Here is an 18498-nt window from a genome sequence, read left to right as displayed (position 1 = left end):
CCGCGAGGGCGGGTGTCACGTGTCAGGGAGGATAGGACACGAGGATGGCGGTGTTCTGATAGCCGCCCTTCGCGCCGACGACCCAGACATACAGCTTGCCGGAGGTGACCTGGGGGATGACGCACTTCTCGGCGTTGGTCTCCTTCATGCCGCGGCAGTCGTACTCGTAATGGTTGGGGATGGCCCCCATGCGCACGTAGAGGTCCGCGTTGCCCGTGCCGCCCAGCAACTGCACGGTGACGCTGCGCGGCTTCCCGTTCGCGCGCGCCGGCACCTGCACGATGTAGCCATGGCTGCCATTGGCGGGGGCGGACAGTCCGCTCACCACCACGTTGGGCTCGAGCGGGAAGAAGCCGCCGTCGAACTTCATCACCAGCGAGGCGTTGGTGTAGGGCGTATAGGTGTTGACCATCGCGTACCACTTGCCGGCGGTGGGCGTGGGGAAGACGCACTCCTCGTTGGCGCCGGAGCGGTAGGGCCGGCAGTCATAGAGGCCCGTCGTGGGGTAGTTGCCCTGGCGGATGTACAGGTCCGGGTCGCCCGTGGTGCCGGACAGGGTGAAGCGCAGGTTGGTGGCGCCCTCGGGCACCTCGGCCCAGCCGTACTCCTTGGCGCCGCTCGCCGTGCCGGAGAGGACGACGGGCACGTTGCGCTCCAGCTCGAAGGGGTCGGTCGGCTCGAACACCACGCCCACGTTCACGGCCTTCCAGGCCGCGGCGACGGAGGCGACGACGGACGCGTCGTAGCCCAGCTGGACGGCGGCCTGCTCGGTGGCGATCCTCGCGGCGTCGAAGGTGGAGTTGGGCATCAGCAGGTCCCGGTTGGCCTTGTAGAAGATGCGGCCCGCCATCTCGATGCCGATGCCCGTCACGGCCGGGCGCGTGGGGAAGCGCGGGTGCGTGCCGCCCTGGGCCAGCAGGTAGAAGGCCAGGTTGGAGATGCCCGAGCTGTAGTGGACGTCCACGCCGTTGCTGTAGTTGTGGTAGTCGTCCAGCGAGTCCCCATCCTGGGTGGGGTTGTTCATGTAGCGCAGCGCATCGCCGGGGACTTCGGGCGTCCACACGTCCTCGCCCACCAGGTAGGTGCCCTCGTTGATGACCCTGCCCTCGCTGTGCCACTCGCAGACGGCGCCGAAGATGTCGGAGATGGACTCGTTGAGGCCGCCGGACTCACCCGAATAGATGAGGTCCGAGTCGACTTCCGTCACCGCGTGCGTCAGCTCGTGGGCGATGACGTCCAGGCCGTAGGCCAGGTTGATGGCGGTGGTGCCGTCACCGTCGCCGAAGACCATCTGCTCGCCGTCCCAGTACGCGTTCACGTAGTTGACGCGGTGGTGGACGGTGGAGTGGAGCGTCGCGCCGAGGTCGTCGTAGGAGTCCCGGTCGAACAGCTCCTTGTAGCAGCGCCAGACGGCGCCCGTGTTGTCGTACGCCGCGTTGACGACGGGGTCCGCGTGCGGCGCTTCTCCCTCCCGGCGCGCCACCGTCCCCGGCAGGTCGTTGGTGTTCTGGCCGTCGTAGACGATGCGGTCGAGCGCGGAGTGGATGTGGTTGAAGCGCTCGAACACCTCGCCGGAGCGGGCGTTGACGAGCACCGACTCCTTCACGGGCGTGCCGTCCTGCTTCGCGCCCGTCACCAGCACCCGCCAGGAGAGGATGAGCTGGTCCTGGTCCCTCCAGTAGACGAGCGCGGGCGCCTTGCGGACGACGAGGCCCGGCACCGAACCCTTGTCCGCCAGGGCGTTGGCCTTCGCCAGGTCCACGCCGATGGGGTCGCTCTGGAGGGCGGCAAGGCCTCCTCGCGCGTTGCCGTTGACGGCGAAGACCTGGCCGTCGCGCGCGTGCAGCCGCAGCTCCGCGCCCAGCACCTCCACGCCGTGGTAGCGCACGCCGAAGCGGTAGTGCGTGTCCCCGTCGGAGCCGACGTAGGCCTTCTTCAAGAAGAGCTGCTCGGTGTCGAGCTTGAAGAGCGGCGCCACCCGGGCGAGCACCGGCGCGAGGGAGTGGGTCTGAAGTCCCTTGAGGGCGAGCTTGCCGGTGGGGACCTCACCGAACCTGCCTCGGAGGAAGGTGGGGACCTGGTCCGGGTCCGCGGAGAGGACTTCATGGCCCTGGGCGAGGGCCGCTGCTGCCTGGGTGGCGGCGTCGTCGTGTAGGTCCTTCGGTGTGTCGGCATCGGTGCAGGCGCCCAGTGTCAGGCTCAACAGCGTGGCACCCAGGACACCGCGTCCCCGTTTCACAAACATGCACTACCCCCCAGCGAGAGATGAAGTCGCCAGCCTGTGCAATCACAACCCGAAGGAGAATTCGGTACTGGCAACCCCATCGCAATCTATCGCGAGGCCCCGGCAGTGCCCTCTCCCTCCCCGTCGGAGTTTGCTTGTCCTGAACACCTCCCTCCGCGACAGCGTCCGTTGCCTGATGTTGGTCGCTCGCGGTGTCCGGAGGACCTGGGAACGCGTGTTCCATCACCCGCTCGTCTGGGACTCCAGGACAGGGTCCGCCATGTCTGGGATTCTCAGGGAATGAAAGGACGCGAAGCTGCTACGGTGCGCGTCATGCGACGAGGATGTGGGTGGAGGCGGGTGTCATGAGCGCGCGGCGGGAGGTTCGCGCGGACTTCGACCGGGGCTCCATCGTGATGTATCAGGCCTATCCGGACGCCATCGCGGACGTGGCGGTGGCGACGCAGCGCTTCGGGCCGCCGTTCTCCGTGGGGCGGATGACCTGGATCAAGCCCAGCTTCCTGTGGCTGATGCACCGCTCCAACTGGGGGCGCAAGAGCGGGCAGGAGCGGACCCTGGCGGTGCGCATCCACCGCGCGGGGTGGGAGGCGGCGCTGGCGGTGGGCGTGCTCACCGCGTACGAGCCCGGCGCCCACGGCTCACCGGAGGCCTGGAGGAAGGCCTTCGAGGTGGCGCCCGTCCACGTCCAGTGGGACCCGGAGCGCTCGTTGCGTGGCGCGGGGCTGCCGCACGACAGCATCCAGGTGGGGCTGGGGCGCGCCATCATCCAGCGCTACGTGGAGGACTGGGTGGTCTCCATCACCGACGTGACGCCGCTGGTGCACAAGCTGCGCAAGCACCTGGACGAGGGGCGCGCGGAGCAGGCCACCCGGCTGTTGCCCCGCGAGGCCGTCTATCCGGTGCCGCGGGAGCTGGTGCGCCGACTGGGGATGTGAACGGCGGGCAGCGTCCGCTGTACGCTCGGGGCACCTTCCCTGGCTGGGGGAGGGGCCGTTCAACTGGAGCTGGGGGTCTGACGATGGGAATCACGCTGTCCCCGCGGGAGTACGCCACCGCGTTCCGTCTGCTCGCATCCACCGCGCGCCATCCGGAGAACATCGCGCGGCTCGTCGAGGAGCGCTTGTCTGCGCGCATGTCCCAGGCGCCGTCGCTCCTGGACGTGGGCGCGGGCTCCGGCAAGGTGGCCCAGGCGCTGGCGACGCGCTTCGGCTCGCTCACGTTGCTCGAACCCAACCCGGAGCAGGTGGCGCAGCTGCGGCTGGAGAAGGCGAAGGTGCTCATCGAGCCCTTCGAGCGGTTCGATTCGTCCGAGCGCTTCGACCTGGTCCTGTGCTCCCACGTCCTGTACCACGTGCCGCCCTCGGACTGGCCGGGCTTCATCGACCGGCTCCTGTCGTTCGTGCGTCCCGGAGGCCACGCCCTCATCATCATGGCGGCGGGGCGCGGGCCCACGTTCGAGCTGTGCCGCGACTTCGCCGACACGCTGAACTTCGGGCAGCTGCTCCTGGACACCCTGGGGCGCATGTCGCTCTCGCACGAGGTCCTCCCGGCGATGAGCGGCTTCACCGCGCGCACCTTCGAGGAGATGTTCACCCTCTGCCGCTTCTTCGTGCTGGAGGGGTGCTTCACGGCCGAGCAGCTCGCGGCGATGGGGCCGGAGGCGTCGCGGGAGATGGACCGGAAGCTGCGCCTGCACGCGGAGGCCTGCCTGCGTCCGGACGGCACCTACCAGCTGGAGCAGGACGAGGACATGGTGCTCATCCCGAGGCCGTGACTCAGCGGCTGGGGCCCATCGCCTCGCGGTTGAGCGAGCCGCACTCGGCGATGCGCTGGACGCGCAGCTGGGCGAGGCGCGCCAGGGGGGCCGCCGTCTGGGGCCCCTCCAGCAGCTCCACCGCGCGGGCTATCGCGTCCAGGGTGGACATGCCCGCAGGGTGGCTCGGCTCGCGCAGGTGGAGCATTCCCGGGGGCGGCGGTGGCAGCACGAGCCGGGGGAGCAGGCGCAGCGTGGGGAGCCGCTGGCTCATCCGCCGCGCCTGGGACCAGCTGCCATCCAGCACCACCACCTGCCGGGGCGGCGGGGTGTCCTCGGGGAGCTCGGGCCCGTCCGGGAAGAGCAGCCACGTGCCGGGCTCGGCGAACAGGGAGCTGTCCAGGACGTCGGCGGGCGAGCCGTGGGTGAGGAGGGTGGCGTTGGTGAGGGCGAGCGCGGCCACCCGGCCGGTGTTGCTCTTCTTGCGGATCTCCAGCGCGTGCTGCACCAGGAGGAACCGCGTGCGCGTCTGCACGCGGGGAATCTCCGCGCACAGACACAGGTGCGACGGGAGATAGCAGCGGTCACATCGGGGGCGGAGGGCAACGCGCGAAGACATCCTCCGACATCCTGTTCCGTGGCCCCCCGGAAGAGAAGCGTTGTTTCGCCCCGCCGGGAGGTGGGGCCCGGCCCGCTCCCCCGGTGTGATTGATACAGGTCGGAGGGCTCAGCCCAGCAGCCGCTCCCCCAGGAGGAACCCCACCGTCATGGCCACCACGAGCAGGGCGCCCTGGAGCTTCGGGGGGGCGGGCAGGGGGATGTCGAGCAGCCGGCATCCCGCGCCGATGAGCAGCGCCAGGGCGACGCCGAAGAGGGCCAGGGTCATGACCTGCTCTCCTGGGTCTCCCCGGTGGGCCCACCGCAGTGGATGTGATTGCGCGACGGGCGCGAGGCGAGCAGCCGGTCCGTGAGCGTGTAGCCCGTCGTCATGGTGACGACGAGCAGCGCGCCGACGAGCGCCGGCGGCGCGGGCACGGGCACCCCCAGCCAGCGACAGCCGAAGCCGATGCCCAGGCCCAGCAGCAGTCCCACACACAGTTTCCAGTTCACGCGTCGTTCTCCAAGGGGGTGCGGCGGGGGACCATCGGCGCGGCGCCGACGTAGTGATGGACCACGGGGGGATGTGCGCCCTGGTGCAGCGCGCGCAGCTGCTCCTGCAGCGCCTTCTCCTCGCGGGTGACGCGCTCGTGCTGGCGCAGGTGCTCCATCCAGGAGCCGAGCACGAAGTACTCGAGGAACCGCCCGGGCTCCGCCGTGTCCTCCATGACGCCCCACTGCACCGCGCCGTCGCGCCGTCGCGTGTCGCCCAGCTGGTGCACCAGGGGGAGGAACGCCGCGCGACCCGTGGGGGCGACGCGGTACTCCACCGTCACGAGGACCGGGCCCTGGTCCTTCTCGACGTCCTCGGAGACCTGGGGCGTGGGCCAGTGGGCGGACGGCGCGGTGTCGCGAGCCATGGCCTGGCCCAGGCGGAAGCGCAGCGAGAAGAAGCCCGCGAGCACCGCCGCGCCCGCCGCCACCGTCAGCGACACGGGCACGCCGAAGCGCTGGGCCACCGAGCCCCACACCAGGCCGCCGCCGGCCATTCCCGCGGAGAACACCACGATGTAGAGCGACAGCGCGCGGGCGCGAACCCAGGTGGGCACCGACAGGTGCGTGGCTGTCTGGAGCGAGGACAGCACGCTGATCCACGCCAGCCCGTTGGCCACCATGGCCACGCCCAAGACCGGCAGGCTGCGCACGAAGGCCACCGTCACCATGGTGAGCGCGTAGAGCAGCGTCGCTCCCAGCACCCACCGGTCCACGCCCCACCGCGCCCGCATGCGGGGCAGCACGACGGCGCCCGCCACCGCGCCCGCGCCGATGCACGTGAGCAAGAGCCCGTACGTGCCCGCGCCCGCGCCCAGCTCCTTGCGCACGACGATGGCGAGCTGCGCGGGCAGCGCGCTGGCGAAGGCGTAGAAGCAGGCCGACTTGAGCAGCACCGAGCGCAGGTCTCCCGAGCGCGCCGCATACCGCAGCCCTCCGCGCAGCGCGGTGCCGAAGGGCTCCGACGGGAGCGTGGACTCCGCCTTCGCCCGCCGCCAGGACACGAGCGCCAGCAGCACGCCCAGATAGGAGACGGCGTCGATGGAGAAGGCCCACCCCACGCCGAAGCGCGCGACGATGAGCCCACCGAGCGCGGGGCCCACCGAGCGCGCGATGTTCATCCCGATGGAGCTCAGCGCCACGGCGGGCGCGAGCAGGGGCCTGGGGACCAGCTCCGCGGTGGTGGCCGCCTGCGCCGGCATGGCCATGGCCGCGCCCATGCCCAGGGCGAACGTCAGCCCCAGCAGCGTCCACTCCGTCATCTCCCCCACCATGGAGGCCCACGCGAGCAGCGTGGCCATGACCAGCATCCACACCTGGATGGTGATGAGGTAGCGCCGCCGGTCGACGATGTCCGCCAGCGTGCCCGCCACCAGCGCGAACACGACGACGGGCATCGTGGTGGCCGACTGCACCGCGGCCACCATCAGCGGCGAGCCGGTGCGCTCCGACATGAACCACGCCGCGGCCACGTCGTGCACCCAGGTGCCGATGTGGCTGGCCAGCACCGCGAGCCACAGCGTGCGGAACGTGGCGTGACGCAGGGGCGCCAGGGCCCCCACCTCCTGGGCCACGGGGGCGGGGCTCACCGCGACGTTCGCTTCAGAAGGCATAGCAGAGGCACCCCAGCGCTCCCCAGAAGCCCGTCGCGTCGGAGGTGGGCACCTCGTGGCGCGACGCGTGTGTCCTCCCGTGGCCGTGCACGGCGCAGGCGTCGCCGTGGGCGTGTGACGCGTTGGCGAGGGCCTCGCGGGCCTGGGCCAGCGTGCCGCCCTGGTAGCCGCCGAAGCGATTCACCGGGGACCAGTCCGGCATGGGCCGGGGCAGCTCGGGCGCCAGCGGCTCGAAGTCTCCCGTGCCGTGCACCACCCGGCCGCCCACCACCGTCAGCACGCTGGTGATGTGCTGGATGGACTCCTCGGGCACCTGGAAGTAGTCCGAGGACAGCACGGTGAAGTCCGCGAGGTAGCCCCGCTTGAGCAGTCCCTTCTTCTCCTGCTCGTAGGAGAACCACGCGCTGCCGTGCGTCCACAGGCGCAGGGCCTCCTCGCGCTCGAGCAGGTTGTCCTCGCCGTACATGGACAGGCCGCCCAGCGTGCGGCCCGTGACGAGCCAGTACAGCGCCACCCAGGGGTTGTAGCTGGCCACGCGCGTGGCGTCCGTGCCCGCGCCCACCGGCACGCCCGATTCCAGCATCTTCCGGACGGGCGGCGTGCGGCGCAGGGCGTCCTGGCCGTAGCGCTCCTGGAAGTACTCGCCCTGGTAGACCATGCGGTGCTGCACGGCGATGCCGCCGCTGAGCGCGCGCACCCGCTCGAGGTTGCGCTCGGAGATGGTCTCCGCGTGGTCGATGAACCAGTGCAGGCCGTCCAGCGGCACCTCGCGGTTCACCTTCTCGTAGACGTCCAGCACCCGGCTGATGCTCTCGTCGTAGGTGGCGTGGATGCGGAAGGGCCAGCGCTTGCTGGCGAGCAGGTGGACGACGGACTCCAGCTCACCCTCCATGCCCGCGGGCAGCTCCGGGCGGGGCACGCGGAAGTCCTCGAAGTCCGCCGCGGAGAACACCAGCATCTCGCCCGCGCCGTTGTGGCGCATCATGTCGTCGCCCTGCCGGGGCGAGAGCATGCGGGTCCAGCGCTCGAAGTCCGCCTGCTCGGAGCCCTTCTTCTGGGTGAAGAGGTTGTACGCGATGCGCACCGTCAGCTCGCCGTCGGCGTGCAGCTTCTGGATGATGTCGTAGTCCTCCGGGTAGTTCTGGAAGCCGCCGCCCGCGTCGATGACGGAGGTGACGCCCAGCCGGTTGAGCTCGCGCATGAAGTGGCGCGTGGAGTTGAGCTGGTACTCCGGCGGCAGCTTGGGGCCCAGCGCGAGCGTGGCATAGAGGATGAGGGCGTTGGGGCTGGCCAGCAGCAGGCCGGTGGGGTTGCCGCGCGCGTCGCGCTCGATGCGGCCCCCGGGCGGCTCGGGCGTGTCCTTGCCGTAGCCCACCGCGCGCAGGGCGGCGCCGTTGAGCAGGGCCCGGTCATACAGGTGGAGGATGAAGACCGGTGTCTCGGGCGCCGCGGCGTTGAGCTCGGCGAGCGTGGGCAGGCGCTTCTCGACGAACTGGTGCTCGCTGAAGCCGCCCACCACGCGGACCCACTGGGGCGCGGGCGTGCGGGCCGCCTGCTCGCGCAGCATCGCCATGGCGTCCGCCAGCGAGCGCACGCCGTCCCACCGCAGCTCCAGGTTGTAGTTGAGCCCGCCGCGAATCAGGTGGATGTGGCTGTCATTGAGGCCGGGGATGAGCCTGCGCCCGCCCGCGTCGATGACCCGGGTGGAGGCGGTCGCGAGCGCCATGATGTCTCGCTCGTCTCCCACGGCCTCCACGACGCCGTCGGTGACGGCCAGGGCTTGGGCCTGGGGGAGGTCCCGGTCCAGGGTGGTGACGCGGGCGTTGCGGACAATCAGGTCGGCCATGAGGGGAGCTCGTGCTGAGGGGGAGGCGGGACGACGGCCCGGCGGAGCGCTCGAGAGGGGGCTTCGAGTCCGCCGCCGGGGTACGAAGGGGGCACGGCGGACGTCAGTGACCGCCGCCCTCGGAGGCGTTGAACATGCTCTTGGCGTACTGCACGCCCAGGCCGTAGCCGCCGCCGTGGGCGACCGCGACGCCCGTGGTCATGGCGTAGGTGGCGCCGCGCGCCCAGTCGCGCTGGAGCTCCAGCAGGTACTGGAGGCTGGTCATGGGGATGGCGCCGGCCTGCACCATGCGCTGCACGGCGCGCTCGTGGGCCTCCTGGGACACGTCACCGCTGGCGTCGGTGATGACATACACCTGGAAGCCCTGGTCGATGGCGGACAGCACCGGGCCGACGATGCACACGCCCGTCCAGAGGCCGGCGAACACGACGCGCGCCTTGTCGAAGCGGTTGACCTGTTCGGTGACGTTCGGGTCCTCCCAGCAGTTCATCGTGGTGCGGTCGATGACCTTCGCCTCGGGGAAGACCTCCTTGATTTCGGGGAACAGGGGGCCGGAGAAGCTCTTCTCCGCGACGGTGGTGAGCAGCGTGGGGACGCGGAAGCCCGCGGCGGCCTTGCAGACGAGCGCGGTGTTGTTGCGCAGCAGCGGCAGCTCGATGCTGTGGGTGGCGAAGGCCATCTGGGACTGGTGGTCCACCAGGATGAGCGCGTGGTTGTCCGGGGTGAGCAGGCTCTTGCCGGGCGTGGGGGAGGCGTTGGGCATGGGGCGTCTCGCGGGGCTTCGGGGGTGTCAGGGAATTGATTCCAGTCATTGTCATGAAACACGGGGAGGCCCGTGTCGGCATCACCCGAATGGGGGATGCACCGTTTCGATGGGCAGCCTCGCGGATGTGAGTCTTTTCACGGGGCGACGACGGGGGTACCTTGCGACGCATGACTTCGAAGGACGCGAACATCCGCATCCTGGTGGTCGACGACCATCCGATGTTGCGTGAAGGGCTCTGCGGGATGATTGCCGGTCAGCCGGACATGACGCTCGTGGCGGAGGCGGAGACGGGCGAGCAGGCGCTGCGGGCGTACCGGGCGCACACGCCGGACATCACGCTGATGGACGTGCAGATGCCGGGGATGAACGGCATCGATGCCATCACGGCCATCCGCGCGGAGTTCCCCGCGGCGCGCATCATCGTGCTGACGACGTACAAGGGAGATGCGCAGGCGCTGCGCGCCATCAAGGCGGGGGCGTCCGGCTACCTGCTCAAGAGCATGCTGCGCAAGGAGCTGGTGGAGACCATCCGCAGCGTGCATGCCGGCCGTCGCCGCATCGCCGCGGACATCGCGTCGGAGCTGGCGGAGCACGTGGCGGATGACGAGCTGACGGCGCGCGAGCGGGAGGTGCTGATCCGCGTGGCCGCGGGCAACGCGAACAAGGAGGTCGCCGCGCAGATGGGCATCTCCGAGGAGACCGTGAAGACGCACATGAAGAACGTGCTGACGAAGCTCTCCGCGCGGGACCGGACGCACGCCGTGGTGGTGGCGATGCGCCGGGGCATCATCGACCTGTGAGGTGAGCCGGGCTCAGGGCTTGGTGGCCTCGCGGGTCATCTCCACCATGGTGGGGCGCCAGCCCAGGCGGGCGAACATGCGCTGGGCGGCCTCGTTCTTCGCGGCCGTGTGCAGCACGACGCGCGGCACGCCCAGGGCGGTGAGCCGACGCATCAGCTCCTCGGCGAGCTGGGCGCCCACGCCCGCCTTGCGCGCCTTGGCGTCCACCCAGAGGTCATGGAAGCCTCCGGAGCGGTCCAGCAGGGCGTTCCAGTCCACGGGCTCGACGCGGCCGTAGGCGTAGCCCACGACCTCGCCATCCATCTCCGCGACGATGACGACGGCGTCCGGCTTCTTCGCTTCGCGTCCCAGCCACCAGCGGTAACCGGCCTCGACGTCGTCGGGCATCATGAAGCGCTGGTTGTCGAAGTCGTGGTGGAGCTGGGCGAGCGCCGCGCCCATGCGGCCCAGGGCGGGTTCATCCGAGGGCTGTGCGGGACGGAGGGTGATGGTCATGCGGGGCTCCTCTGCGGGCCGCGCGAGAGGCGCGGGGCGGCGAGCCTCACACAGGCCCGAGGCGCGTGCACCCCTCGCGTCATCTCTGTGGGGTGGTGGACGGGGGCGATGTCCACCGCGTCCATTGTCTGGAAGGACAATGACAGATGCTGCCCTGACGCGGTTGGTGCGTCCATTGTCGGAAGGGACAAGGCTGTTGTCTGGTTTGTGGGGTGGGGATTCGTCGGGATTCGCTTGTTCTTGGGAGTTGGTGTTAGTGATTGTTCCGGTGTGGATGCCGCGTCGGCGCTGGGGAGGCCGACGATATTCGACGCCGGAGGTGGGTGACATGCGCGGAATGGCTTCGTGTCTGCTGGGGCTCATGATGCTCCTGGGGAGTCCGTCGTGGGCCGAGCCGCGAGGCGAGGTGGACCGCGCCCAGGAGGAGCTCCTGCCCCTGGCGGTGGTGACCTGTCCCGTGGGGGCCTTTCGGACCACGTTCACGCCGCCGCTGCGGGAGACCCCTCAAGATGTACGCATCCAGGGGGAGGGAGGATTCAGCAACTGTTACACGCTCCTGGGTGAGCGGGTGACATCGTCGGTGAGTGCCACGGACTTCGTCAGGCCGAACTACGACTGTTTTGACCTGCTGGAGATCCTCCCGGTGACGATTCAGCTCACCTGGAACACGGGAGAGGTCTCGACGTTCCGTCTGACGCAGGTGACGGCGCGGGCGGATGGGCCCCTGCTGGTGCTGGTTCAGACGGGGACGGTGCTGTCGGGGAAGTTCGAGGGAGCCACGGTGGTCATGAACGTCACCTTCACCTCCACGGACCTCGATGCGTGCCGCAGTCCCGAGGGGCTCCGTGGCATGAGCGCCACCCAGACGCTCGTGATGACCCGGGTGCTCTGAGTCGCCGGGCGGAGGCAGCACGTCCATCGTTCGAAGGGACGATGCTGTCTGTCGGGATTGCCGCCGGCGATTGCCTGGTGGAGCAATGGCTGTCTGTTCGTAGCGCGGTGAGATGAGTGTGTCTTGTGTCCTGTTGTTAGGCGCTGTTCCTGATTGCGTCGATGCGGATGGAACCGGAGAGCCCTGGGACCTCTGTCATCGGAGGGGTGTGTGACATGCGTGAGATTGCTTCGTGCCTGATGATGTCGCTGTTGCTCGTGAGTGGCCAGGTGTCCGCGGAGCCGAGCGTTGAGGGAGGGGCCTCGCCGCGTGAGGTCCTGACGCTGGCGGTGGTGACGTGTCCGGTGGGCGGCGTCCAGATTCGCTACAACCCGCCGTTGCGGGACACCCCGCAGGATGTCCGTATCCAGGGTGAGGGGGTGTTCAGCAACTGCGTCACGGTGCTGGGAGAGCGCGTGACGTCCGGGACGACTGGGACGGACGGCGTCCGGCAGGGCTACAGCTGCGCGGACCTGCTGGGCATCGTACCGGTGCCGGCGGGGCAGCTCGTCTGGAACACGGGCGAGGTCTCGACGTTCCGACTGACGCAGATTTCGGCGCGCGTGGACGGACCGTTGCTCGTGGTGGTGCAGTCGGGGACGGTGCTGTCGGGGAAGTTCGAGGGCGCGCAGGCCGTCAACACCATCGCCTTCGCCGCCACGGACCTGGATGCGTGCCGTTCCCCCGAGGGGCTTCCGAGGATGAGCGGCAACCAGACCCTGGTGCTCACGAAGCTGCTGTAAAGCACTCCGTTTCACGCACCTGGACCTGGGGTGGAGCTGGGCGAACGCCGCGCCCATGAGGCCAGGGCGGGATCGTCGGAGGGCCGTGTGGGGACGGAGGGGGCCGGTCACGCGAGGCTCCTCCGCAGGCCGCGCGAGGGTGCGGGGCGGCGAGCCTCACACGGGCGCGAGGTGCGTGCACGGCGCTCGTCACCACTGCGGAGCGGCGGACTGGGACGCGGGCCTTGTCCTGGGTTCGTCGGTGCGTCGTCATGATGAGGACGGGATGTCCCGACACCGTCCATTGTCTGTCGGGACACGCGCGATGTCTGTTTTGTGCGCGCGAGCGTGGGCGGCGTCGCGCGTGCTTGATGTCTGGTGTCATGGGCGTCTGGCGCGAAAGGCCTTGACCCGAAGAGAGCGCAACTGGCGCTATGAGGTGGGGGACATGCGTGGACTTGCTTCATGGCTGTGGGTGCTGGCGATGCTTGGCAGTGGTCCGGCGTTCGGCGCGTCGGGCGAAGGAGTCCTTCCCGCGTTGACGTTGTTGACGTGTCCGTTGGGGACGACGGTCAGCGAGTACTCTCCGTCCTTGAAAAACGAACCCCAAGACGTGACGGTCCGTGGGGCGGGGGAACTCAGAGGATGCATCGGATTGCTGGGGGCCCAGGTTTCTTCGGCGAGCAACCGGACGGAGACGTTCCGTCCTGGGTACAGCTGTCTGGATTTGCTGGCCATTGTCCCGGTCCTCGCGCGCCTGACCTGGAACACAGGGGAGATCTCCGAAATCGCGCAGACCCAGGTGACAGTGCGCACCGAGGGGCTCTCGCTCGTCTTCGTGCAGATGGGGACGGTCCGGTCCGGGAAGTTCGAAGGGGCGACGGTCGTCCGGACGTTCTCCTATCTCTCGACGGACTTGGAGGCCTGTTCGTCCGCCGAAGGGTTGGATCGACTGGAGGGAACCCAGACGCTCGTCCTGACGGGGCTGCTGTGAGCGCCGTCGGCAAGTTGGCTCACGATGCTGAGAAGGAGACGTGACATGCGCGGAATGGCCTCATGTCTGATGGGATGGATGATGCTCGCGGGCAGTCCTTCGTCGGCGGAGCCGCGAGGCGAGGTGGACCGCGACCGGGAGGAACTGCTGCCCCTGGCGGTGGTGACCTGTCCCGTGGGAGCGTTCCAGACCACGTATACCCCGCCGCTGCGGGACACTCCTCAGGACGTACGCATCCAGGGGGCGGGAGGGTTCAGCAACTGCTACACGCTGCTGGGTGAGGACGTCAGGTCGACGTCGAGCGCGGCGGACTTCGTCAAGAGGGGCGCCTCTTGTTCGGATCTGTTGGAGATCGTCCCTGTGACGAATCAGCTCACCTGGAACACGGGAGAGGTCTCGACGTTCCGACTGACGCAGGGGGCGGTGCGAGCCGATGGGCCTCTGTTCGTGTTGGTTCAGACGGGGACGGTGCTGTCGGGGAAGTTCGAGGGGGCCACGGTGGTCATGAACGTCACCTTCACCTCCACCGACCTCGATGCGTGCCGCAGTCCCGAGGGGCTCCGTGGCATGAGCGCTACCCAGACGCTCGTGCTGACCCGGGTGCTCTGAGTCGCCGGGCGGAGGCAGCACGTCCATCGTTCGAAGGGACGATGCTGTCTGTCAAGAACACCGCGGCCTGTCGCCTGGTGAAGCAATGGCTGTCTGTTCGTGGCGCGGTGAGATGGGTGTGTCTTGTGTCCTGTTGTTAGGCGCTGTTCCTGATTGCGTCGATGCGGATGGGACCGGGAAGCCCTGGGACCTCTGTCATCGGAAGGGGTGTGTGACATGCGTGAGATTGCTTCGTGCCTGATGATGTCGCTGTTGCTCGTGAGTGGCCAGGTGTCCGCGGAGCCGAGCGTTGAGGGAGGGGCCTCGCCGCGTGAGGTCCTGACGCTGGCGGTGGTGACGTGTCCGGTGGGCGGTATCCAGATCCGCTACACCCCGCCGCTGCGGGACTTCCCTCAGGATGTCCGTACCAATGGTGAGAGTGTGTTCAGCAACTGCGTCACGGTGCTGGGAGAGCGCGTGACGTCCGGGACGTCCGGGACGGACGGCATCCGGCAGGGCTATAGCTGCGCGGACCTGCTGGGCATCCTACCGGTGCCGGCGGGGCAGGTCGTCTGGAACACGGGCGAGGTCTCGACGTTCCGACTGACGCAGATTTCGGCGCGCGTGGACGGACCGTTGCTCGTGGTGGTGCAGTCGGGGACGGTGCTGTCGGGGAAGTTCGAGGGCGCGCAGGCCGTCAACACCGTCACCTTCGCCTCCACGGACCTGGACGCGTGCCGTTCCCCTGAGGGCCTTCCCAGGATGAGCGGCAACCAGACCCTGGTGCTCACGAAGGTGCTGTAGGTCTCTTGGGGGACGAAGCGCCGGTGGCCCCGCGTCCCGCCCTGTGACCAAAAGGTCCGTGAGTCAGGCGGAGAGCTGCCTGCCCTTGTTGCGCCGACGCTCGCGGGCGTCGGCGCTGATCATGTCCACCATGCTCGTCCCCGCGACGCCGGCGACGGCGAGGCCGCCGAACATCACGACGTAGCTGGACACGCCCGCGCCACCGCATTCGACGCACGCGATGGCCGGGTCGTCCGGCGCGTAGTGGACAGCCATCTTCGTGCCGGAGGCATACCGGCGCGTCAGCCGCTGCGCGTCCGGCAGCGCGCCCGTGTCGTTGCCTCCGAAGGAGACGGTGTCGGACGTGTAGTGGCTGCCGCCCACCGTGTACTCGTAGCGCACCTCGGGGTGGAAGCGGGTGTTGCGCCGGTCGTGCATCGTCTGCACGGACGAGGAGACGACGGTGCCCTCGGTGGTGGGCCACTGCTCGCTCGCATGCGCGCGGTACAGCAGGCGTCCGCCTCCGTAGGCCAGCATCACGCCGAACAGCAGCATCAACCCCGTCATCAATCCCTTCATCATCTCGGCCTGTCCTCGCGCTGGCCCGGGGAGGCCCCAGGGCTCACGGTTCGCTTCCTGCAGTGCAGAAGCCGCGCCAGCATCTCTCCTCGGGGCCATCATCCGGCGATGGGGCAATTCGCCCCGCGTGGGGCGGTTCGCCCCATGCCCGTTCGCTTGGGGCTCCCCGGAACGCGTCAACGGGGGCAGACTGTGAGGACCATGCCCTCCCTCGACACCGAGCTGGAAACCGCCCGTCGAATCGCCCGTGAAGCAGGCGCCGTGCTGCTCCAGGTCTACGCCACACCCTTCGCGGTGGAGGACAAGGCGGGCGGGCAGGGGCCCGTCACGGAGGCGGACACCCGCGCCAATGCGCTCATCGTGGACGCGCTGCACCGGGCCTTCCCGAAGGACGGCGTGGTGGCGGAGGAGTCGGAGAACGACGCGGTGGCGACCCGCTTCGAGCGGTGCTGGTTCGTGGACCCGCTCGATGGCACCCAGGAGTTCGTCCATCGCAACGGTGAGTTCGCCATCCACATCGGTCTGGCCATCGGCGGCGAGGCGCGGCTGGGCGTCGTCTACCGGCCGGTGGGCGACAAGCTCTACTCGGGCGTGGTGGGGGAGGGCGGCTTCGTGGAGGAGGCGGGCGCGCGCCGGGCCCTGCGGGTGTCGGACGTGGCGGAGCCCTCGGCGCTGCGCCTGGTGGTGTCACGCTCGCATCGCTCGAAGCTGACGAACCAGGTGGTGGCGCGGCTGGGAATCACCCGCGAGCAGGAGTCCGGCTCGGTGGGCATCAAGTGCGGCCTGCTCGCGGAGTCCGTCGCGGACCTCTACCTGCACGTCAGCGCCAAGAGCTACCGCTGGGACAACTGCGCGCCGGAGGCGGTGCTGCGCTCCGCGGGCGGAATCCTCACGGACCTGGGCGGCACGCCGTATCGCTACAACACCGCGGAGTTGCAGAACCTGCGCGGCCTGTTGGCCTGCAACGCCGCGGCCTTCCCCCACGTGCAGCCGGTGGTCACCCGCTTCGCTCGCGAGGCGGGGCTGCTCGACTGAGCAGGCGGACCTGTTCGAGGGGACATCCTCGGGCGGACAGCCCTTCACCGTGTCGGCACCTCGCGGAACGTGAGCCCCTCGAGCCCGAGGTGACTCACGGCGTCCTTGAATCGTTCGGTGCCGATGACCATCGTCGCGAGGTTGCCGAGCCGGAACAGGTCCACCTCGGTCGGCAATGAGGCTGCGTCCAGAATCGGGTCATCGGGGCGCTTCAGTCCCATTCGACCGCAGGTCTTGCACGGCCCCGGATGGTCTGGCGGCATGCAGTCTCGATGCAGGTGCCCCTGGAGTGGGATTTCAAGCTCCAGAAGCGCTGGGGCCTGCTTCTGACGGAACCGCAGCTCGGTAGGGAATCCACGAAGGCCGTTCACCGCCTGCTCCTGAAGGCGTTGAAAGGGCTCGTTCTGAATCATCAGGGCGGTTGCCGACCACGCGAAGTCCGGGACCTTCCCAGTCACCCGACCGACGAGTGGTCCGAACTCAGTCCCTGGGGGGAGCTGTGTCTCGGGCGGCACGAGCGGGCGGACGAGGTCGCGCAGCCGCATGAACTCTTCGTAGGGCTCGGGTCGAGCCTCCTCGAAGGACTCGCTCTCCGCCAGTCGCGACAAGTCGACACTGGGCAGGTGGTGCCCCGCGCTACTCCAGGTGACCGCGCAGGCGGGGCATGTCCGCAGGCCCGGCAGTCCCCACTTGTGGGACGCGTCCACCAGCCCACCTCGCTGGGCCGCCGCGACGCGGTCTTCGTCCACCCAGAAAAATCGCCGCATTCACCCTCACGTCCCTGGCCGCGAATAGTACGATTGGATGGGGCCACCCAGTAGCTGGAAGCGATAGATGAGCTCACCCGCGTGCCTGAAAATCGCCTCCGGCGACGCTTCGCCATTGTCCCGTTGGAACTGTCGCCAGGCTTCGTTCCACTCTCCGCCGCGATTGCCTCCACTGTGGATCCTCCGATGAACCTCATAGGGAATCGGCAGCGTGTAGCTGTGGATCTTGACGCCCTGGCGCCTGAACCATCTCGCGAGCCCTTCCTCCTGGGGGAAGATGTGGTGCTTCTCCCATCGCCCAGGCGGGAGTCGGTGCGATGGCGGAACGACCTGCTCCGCGCCATTCCAGTTGGGGAACGTCATGATGGGTTCGCCCGGCAGCCTCTGGGCATCTCCCCAATTCCGACGAGGCCCACTTCCCGGAGCTGCTGCCGCGGCGGGTGGACGGGACGGTGGGAACCGCGCCGGCTCAATCACTCCCTCGAAGCGGTCCTCGCAGCGATAGAAGCCGCAGCGATCGCCGAGACACAACAGCGTGACGCACTGGTCCTCGTGCGGCGCTTCGCACTCGAGCTCCGCGGACTCCCATGCCTCCTGCATGGGAGGTGGCGGTGTCGCGGCACAGGCCATCCACGCCAATGCGAGAATCGATAGACACCAAGAGCGCCAGTTCCGACAGACAACTGTTTGCATGAAGACCCCCGCGCCAGCATTGGCCAATCAGGGAATATCCATCAAGAACCTGATGCGTCGAGGACCCGGCGGACCTTGCCGTCAGGCTTCCTCCGCCGCGTGGCGGAGCTGCGCGAAGAGTCTGGCCAGGTCTGGAAGCTGGTAGTGGGCGTTGAGCCCGCTGGGATTCGGCAGCACCCACAGGCGCGTGGCGCCGAGCGTCTCCGGCTGGAGCCCGAGCTTCGCCTTGGGCCTCGCGAAGGCCGTGCGGTACGCCCCCACGCCCAGCACCGCGAGGAACCGCGGCCGATGGCGACGGACCTTGGCCTCCAGGGACTTCGCGCCTGCCCTCAGCTCCGAGTCGTCGAGCTGGTCCGCCGTCGCCGTGGCCCGGTCGACCACGTTGGTGATGCCCAACCCGAACCCCAACAGCGCCCCCTGCTCCGAGGGCGACAACTGCCGGGGCGTGAAGCCCGACTGGTGCATCGTCGGCCAGAAGCGATTGCCCGGGCGCGCGAAGTGGTACCCCACCACCACCGAGTACAGGCTGGGATTGATGCCGCAGAACAGCACGCGCAACCCCGGGCCGATGAGGTCCGGCATGGTGTGGCCCATGGCGGCATCGAGCTCCTCGCGCGTGGGTCGCCGTGATGCGGGCATGGGGCGCTTCTCGCACCCCTGGCGGGCCATGACAACGCTTCGCTGGCGCCCGGCGCGTCCGCTGGGGCACTCTGTCGCGATGCGTCCCCGTGGGGACGTC

21 protein-coding genes are annotated in these 18498 nt (G+C 69.1%); 9 read left to right on the top strand and 12 right to left on the bottom strand.

Annotation, left to right across the window (positions count from 1 at the left end; translation table 11 throughout):
• Positions 1–22 precede the first annotated feature (22 nt).
• On the bottom strand, positions 23–2245 hold the full coding sequence (locus K8625_RS15745) for a M4 family metallopeptidase (protein WP_223783147.1): 2223 nt from the start codon (positions 2243–2245) through the stop codon (positions 23–25).
• 344 nt (positions 2246–2589) lie between these two features.
• On the opposite strand from K8625_RS15745, the gene K8625_RS15740 reads away from it, so the two are divergent.
• Positions 2590–3180, top strand: a complete 591-nt coding sequence (locus tag K8625_RS15740; RefSeq protein ID WP_223783146.1) for a DUF4291 domain-containing protein — start codon at positions 2590–2592, stop codon at positions 3178–3180.
• An 83-nt stretch (positions 3181–3263) separates the two neighbouring features.
• The gene (locus K8625_RS15735; protein ID WP_223783145.1) at positions 3264–4019 is read left to right on the top strand and encodes a bifunctional 2-polyprenyl-6-hydroxyphenol methylase/3-demethylubiquinol 3-O-methyltransferase UbiG; all 756 of its coding nucleotides are present in this window, start codon (positions 3264–3266) and stop codon (positions 4017–4019) included.
• 1 nt (position 4020) lies between these two features.
• Here K8625_RS15735 and K8625_RS15730 read toward each other — a convergent pair whose 3' ends face one another.
• From K8625_RS15730 to K8625_RS15705, 6 genes are all read right to left on the bottom strand, one after another.
• A complete protein-coding gene (locus K8625_RS15730; RefSeq protein ID WP_141327100.1) occupies positions 4021–4617 on the bottom strand; it encodes a tRNA-uridine aminocarboxypropyltransferase in 597 nt (198 codons plus the stop codon).
• Between the two features lie 108 nt (positions 4618–4725).
• Positions 4726–4884, bottom strand: a complete 159-nt coding sequence (locus K8625_RS15725; RefSeq protein ID WP_223783144.1) for a XapX domain-containing protein — start codon at positions 4882–4884, stop codon at positions 4726–4728.
• The gene (locus K8625_RS15720) at positions 4881–5108 is read right to left on the bottom strand and encodes a DUF1427 family protein (RefSeq protein WP_046712631.1); all 228 of its coding nucleotides are present in this window, start codon (positions 5106–5108) and stop codon (positions 4881–4883) included. Before K8625_RS15720 ends, K8625_RS15725 begins: the two co-directional genes overlap by 4 nt.
• On the bottom strand, positions 5105–6760 hold the full coding sequence (locus K8625_RS15715; RefSeq protein WP_223783143.1) for an MFS transporter: 1656 nt from the start codon (positions 6758–6760) through the stop codon (positions 5105–5107). The genes K8625_RS15720 and K8625_RS15715 overlap by 4 nt, the downstream gene beginning before the upstream one ends.
• Entirely contained in the window at positions 6750–8606 is a 1857-nt protein-coding gene (locus tag K8625_RS15710; RefSeq protein WP_223783142.1) for an amidohydrolase, read from the bottom strand. The genes K8625_RS15715 and K8625_RS15710 overlap by 11 nt, the downstream gene beginning before the upstream one ends.
• A 103-nt stretch (positions 8607–8709) precedes the next feature.
• Positions 8710–9369, bottom strand: coding sequence for a hydrolase (locus K8625_RS15705; protein WP_223746517.1), 660 nt, complete (start codon positions 9367–9369; stop codon positions 8710–8712).
• A gap of 170 nt (positions 9370–9539) precedes the next feature.
• Between K8625_RS15705 and K8625_RS15700 the strand changes: the two genes are divergently transcribed.
• Positions 9540–10172 carry a response regulator transcription factor gene (locus tag K8625_RS15700; RefSeq protein ID WP_223746518.1) on the top strand — a complete coding sequence of 211 codons (633 nt, stop codon included), beginning with the start codon at positions 9540–9542 and terminating at the stop codon, positions 10170–10172.
• Positions 10173–10184: 12 nt separating this feature from the next.
• Here K8625_RS15700 and K8625_RS15695 read toward each other — a convergent pair whose 3' ends face one another.
• Complete coding sequence (locus tag K8625_RS15695; protein ID WP_223746519.1) at positions 10185–10667, bottom strand: GNAT family N-acetyltransferase; 483 nt, start codon at positions 10665–10667, stop codon at positions 10185–10187.
• A 328-nt stretch (positions 10668–10995) separates the two neighbouring features.
• Here K8625_RS15695 and K8625_RS15690 point away from each other — a divergent pair, with 328 nt between their 5' ends.
• The 5 genes from K8625_RS15690 (at position 10996) to K8625_RS15670 (ending at position 14706) form a co-directional block, all read left to right on the top strand.
• Positions 10996–11559 carry a hypothetical protein gene (locus K8625_RS15690; RefSeq protein WP_223746520.1) on the top strand — a complete coding sequence of 188 codons (564 nt, stop codon included), beginning with the start codon at positions 10996–10998 and terminating at the stop codon, positions 11557–11559.
• Between the two features lie 215 nt (positions 11560–11774).
• Positions 11775–12341: a hypothetical protein gene (locus K8625_RS15685; protein ID WP_223783141.1), complete on the top strand. Its 567-nt coding sequence runs from the start codon at positions 11775–11777 to the stop codon at positions 12339–12341.
• Positions 12342–12768: 427 nt separating this feature from the next.
• Positions 12769–13314: a hypothetical protein gene (locus K8625_RS15680; protein ID WP_223783140.1), complete on the top strand. Its 546-nt coding sequence runs from the start codon at positions 12769–12771 to the stop codon at positions 13312–13314.
• Between the two features lie 45 nt (positions 13315–13359).
• Entirely contained in the window at positions 13360–13923 is a 564-nt protein-coding gene (locus K8625_RS15675; protein WP_223746523.1) for a hypothetical protein, read from the top strand.
• 216 nt (positions 13924–14139) lie between these two features.
• The gene (locus tag K8625_RS15670; protein ID WP_223746524.1) at positions 14140–14706 is read left to right on the top strand and encodes a hypothetical protein; all 567 of its coding nucleotides are present in this window, start codon (positions 14140–14142) and stop codon (positions 14704–14706) included.
• 63 nt (positions 14707–14769) lie between these two features.
• Here the strand turns inward: K8625_RS15670 and K8625_RS15665 are convergent, their stop codons facing one another.
• A complete protein-coding gene (locus K8625_RS15665) occupies positions 14770–15267 on the bottom strand; it encodes a DUF3592 domain-containing protein (RefSeq protein WP_223746525.1) in 498 nt (165 codons plus the stop codon).
• A gap of 198 nt (positions 15268–15465) precedes the next feature.
• On the opposite strand from K8625_RS15665, the gene K8625_RS15660 reads away from it, so the two are divergent.
• A complete protein-coding gene (locus tag K8625_RS15660; protein WP_223783139.1) occupies positions 15466–16299 on the top strand; it encodes a 3'(2'),5'-bisphosphate nucleotidase CysQ in 834 nt (277 codons plus the stop codon).
• Between the two features lie 44 nt (positions 16300–16343).
• On the opposite strand, the gene K8625_RS15655 is transcribed toward K8625_RS15660, so the two are convergent.
• From K8625_RS15655 to mug, 3 genes are all read right to left on the bottom strand, one after another.
• Positions 16344–17066, bottom strand: a complete 723-nt coding sequence (locus K8625_RS15655; RefSeq protein ID WP_223746527.1) for a double-CXXCG motif protein — start codon at positions 17064–17066, stop codon at positions 16344–16346.
• 6 nt (positions 17067–17072) lie between these two features.
• Positions 17073–17759, bottom strand: coding sequence for a TIGR02269 family lipoprotein (locus K8625_RS15650; RefSeq protein ID WP_223783177.1), 687 nt, complete (start codon positions 17757–17759; stop codon positions 17073–17075).
• 81 nt (positions 17760–17840) lie between these two features.
• Positions 17841–18398 carry a G/U mismatch-specific DNA glycosylase gene (gene mug / locus K8625_RS15645; RefSeq protein ID WP_305070895.1) on the bottom strand — a complete coding sequence of 186 codons (558 nt, stop codon included), beginning with the start codon at positions 18396–18398 and terminating at the stop codon, positions 17841–17843.
• Positions 18399–18498 lie beyond the last annotated feature (100 nt).

It is taken from the genome of Myxococcus sp. AS-1-15, assembly GCF_020037055.1.
In the GTDB taxonomy this organism is placed as follows: domain Bacteria; phylum Myxococcota; class Myxococcia; order Myxococcales; family Myxococcaceae; genus Myxococcus; species Myxococcus fulvus.
The sequence above is the reverse complement of the archived record's forward strand: the minus strand, read 5'-3'. Positions and strand labels throughout refer to the sequence as shown.

What these genes read in the sequence shown, in the direction of transcription:
- K8625_RS15655 (WP_223746527.1), bottom strand. Translation starts at nt 17,066, where the DNA reads ATGCGGCGATTTTTCTGGGTGGACGAAGACCGCGTCGCGGCGGCCCAG.
- K8625_RS15665 (WP_223746525.1), bottom strand. Translation starts at nt 15,267, where the DNA reads ATGATGAAGGGATTGATGACGGGGTTGATGCTGCTGTTCGGCGTGATG.
- mug (WP_305070895.1), bottom strand. Translation starts at nt 18,398, where the DNA reads ATGCCCGCATCACGGCGACCCACGCGCGAGGAGCTCGATGCCGCCATG.
- K8625_RS15740 (WP_223783146.1), top strand. Translation starts at nt 2,590, where the DNA reads ATGAGCGCGCGGCGGGAGGTTCGCGCGGACTTCGACCGGGGCTCCATC.
- K8625_RS15715 (WP_223783143.1), bottom strand. Translation starts at nt 6,760, where the DNA reads ATGCCTTCTGAAGCGAACGTCGCGGTGAGCCCCGCCCCCGTGGCCCAG.
- K8625_RS15730 (WP_141327100.1), bottom strand. Translation starts at nt 4,617, where the DNA reads ATGTCTTCGCGCGTTGCCCTCCGCCCCCGATGTGACCGCTGCTATCTC.
- K8625_RS15690 (WP_223746520.1), top strand. Translation starts at nt 10,996, where the DNA reads ATGCGCGGAATGGCTTCGTGTCTGCTGGGGCTCATGATGCTCCTGGGG.
- K8625_RS15710 (WP_223783142.1), bottom strand. Translation starts at nt 8,606, where the DNA reads ATGGCCGACCTGATTGTCCGCAACGCCCGCGTCACCACCCTGGACCGG.
- K8625_RS15705 (WP_223746517.1), bottom strand. Translation starts at nt 9,369, where the DNA reads ATGCCCAACGCCTCCCCCACGCCCGGCAAGAGCCTGCTCACCCCGGAC.
- K8625_RS15725 (WP_223783144.1), bottom strand. Translation starts at nt 4,884, where the DNA reads ATGACCCTGGCCCTCTTCGGCGTCGCCCTGGCGCTGCTCATCGGCGCG.
- K8625_RS15680 (WP_223783140.1), top strand. Translation starts at nt 12,769, where the DNA reads ATGCGTGGACTTGCTTCATGGCTGTGGGTGCTGGCGATGCTTGGCAGT.
- K8625_RS15660 (WP_223783139.1), top strand. Translation starts at nt 15,466, where the DNA reads ATGCCCTCCCTCGACACCGAGCTGGAAACCGCCCGTCGAATCGCCCGT.
- K8625_RS15685 (WP_223783141.1), top strand. Translation starts at nt 11,775, where the DNA reads ATGCGTGAGATTGCTTCGTGCCTGATGATGTCGCTGTTGCTCGTGAGT.
- K8625_RS15745 (WP_223783147.1), bottom strand. Translation starts at nt 2,245, where the DNA reads ATGTTTGTGAAACGGGGACGCGGTGTCCTGGGTGCCACGCTGTTGAGC.
- K8625_RS15700 (WP_223746518.1), top strand. Translation starts at nt 9,540, where the DNA reads ATGACTTCGAAGGACGCGAACATCCGCATCCTGGTGGTCGACGACCAT.
- K8625_RS15670 (WP_223746524.1), top strand. Translation starts at nt 14,140, where the DNA reads ATGCGTGAGATTGCTTCGTGCCTGATGATGTCGCTGTTGCTCGTGAGT.
- K8625_RS15675 (WP_223746523.1), top strand. Translation starts at nt 13,360, where the DNA reads ATGCGCGGAATGGCCTCATGTCTGATGGGATGGATGATGCTCGCGGGC.
- K8625_RS15650 (WP_223783177.1), bottom strand. Translation starts at nt 17,759, where the DNA reads ATGCAAACAGTTGTCTGTCGGAACTGGCGCTCTTGGTGTCTATCGATT.
- K8625_RS15695 (WP_223746519.1), bottom strand. Translation starts at nt 10,667, where the DNA reads ATGACCATCACCCTCCGTCCCGCACAGCCCTCGGATGAACCCGCCCTG.
- K8625_RS15735 (WP_223783145.1), top strand. Translation starts at nt 3,264, where the DNA reads ATGGGAATCACGCTGTCCCCGCGGGAGTACGCCACCGCGTTCCGTCTG.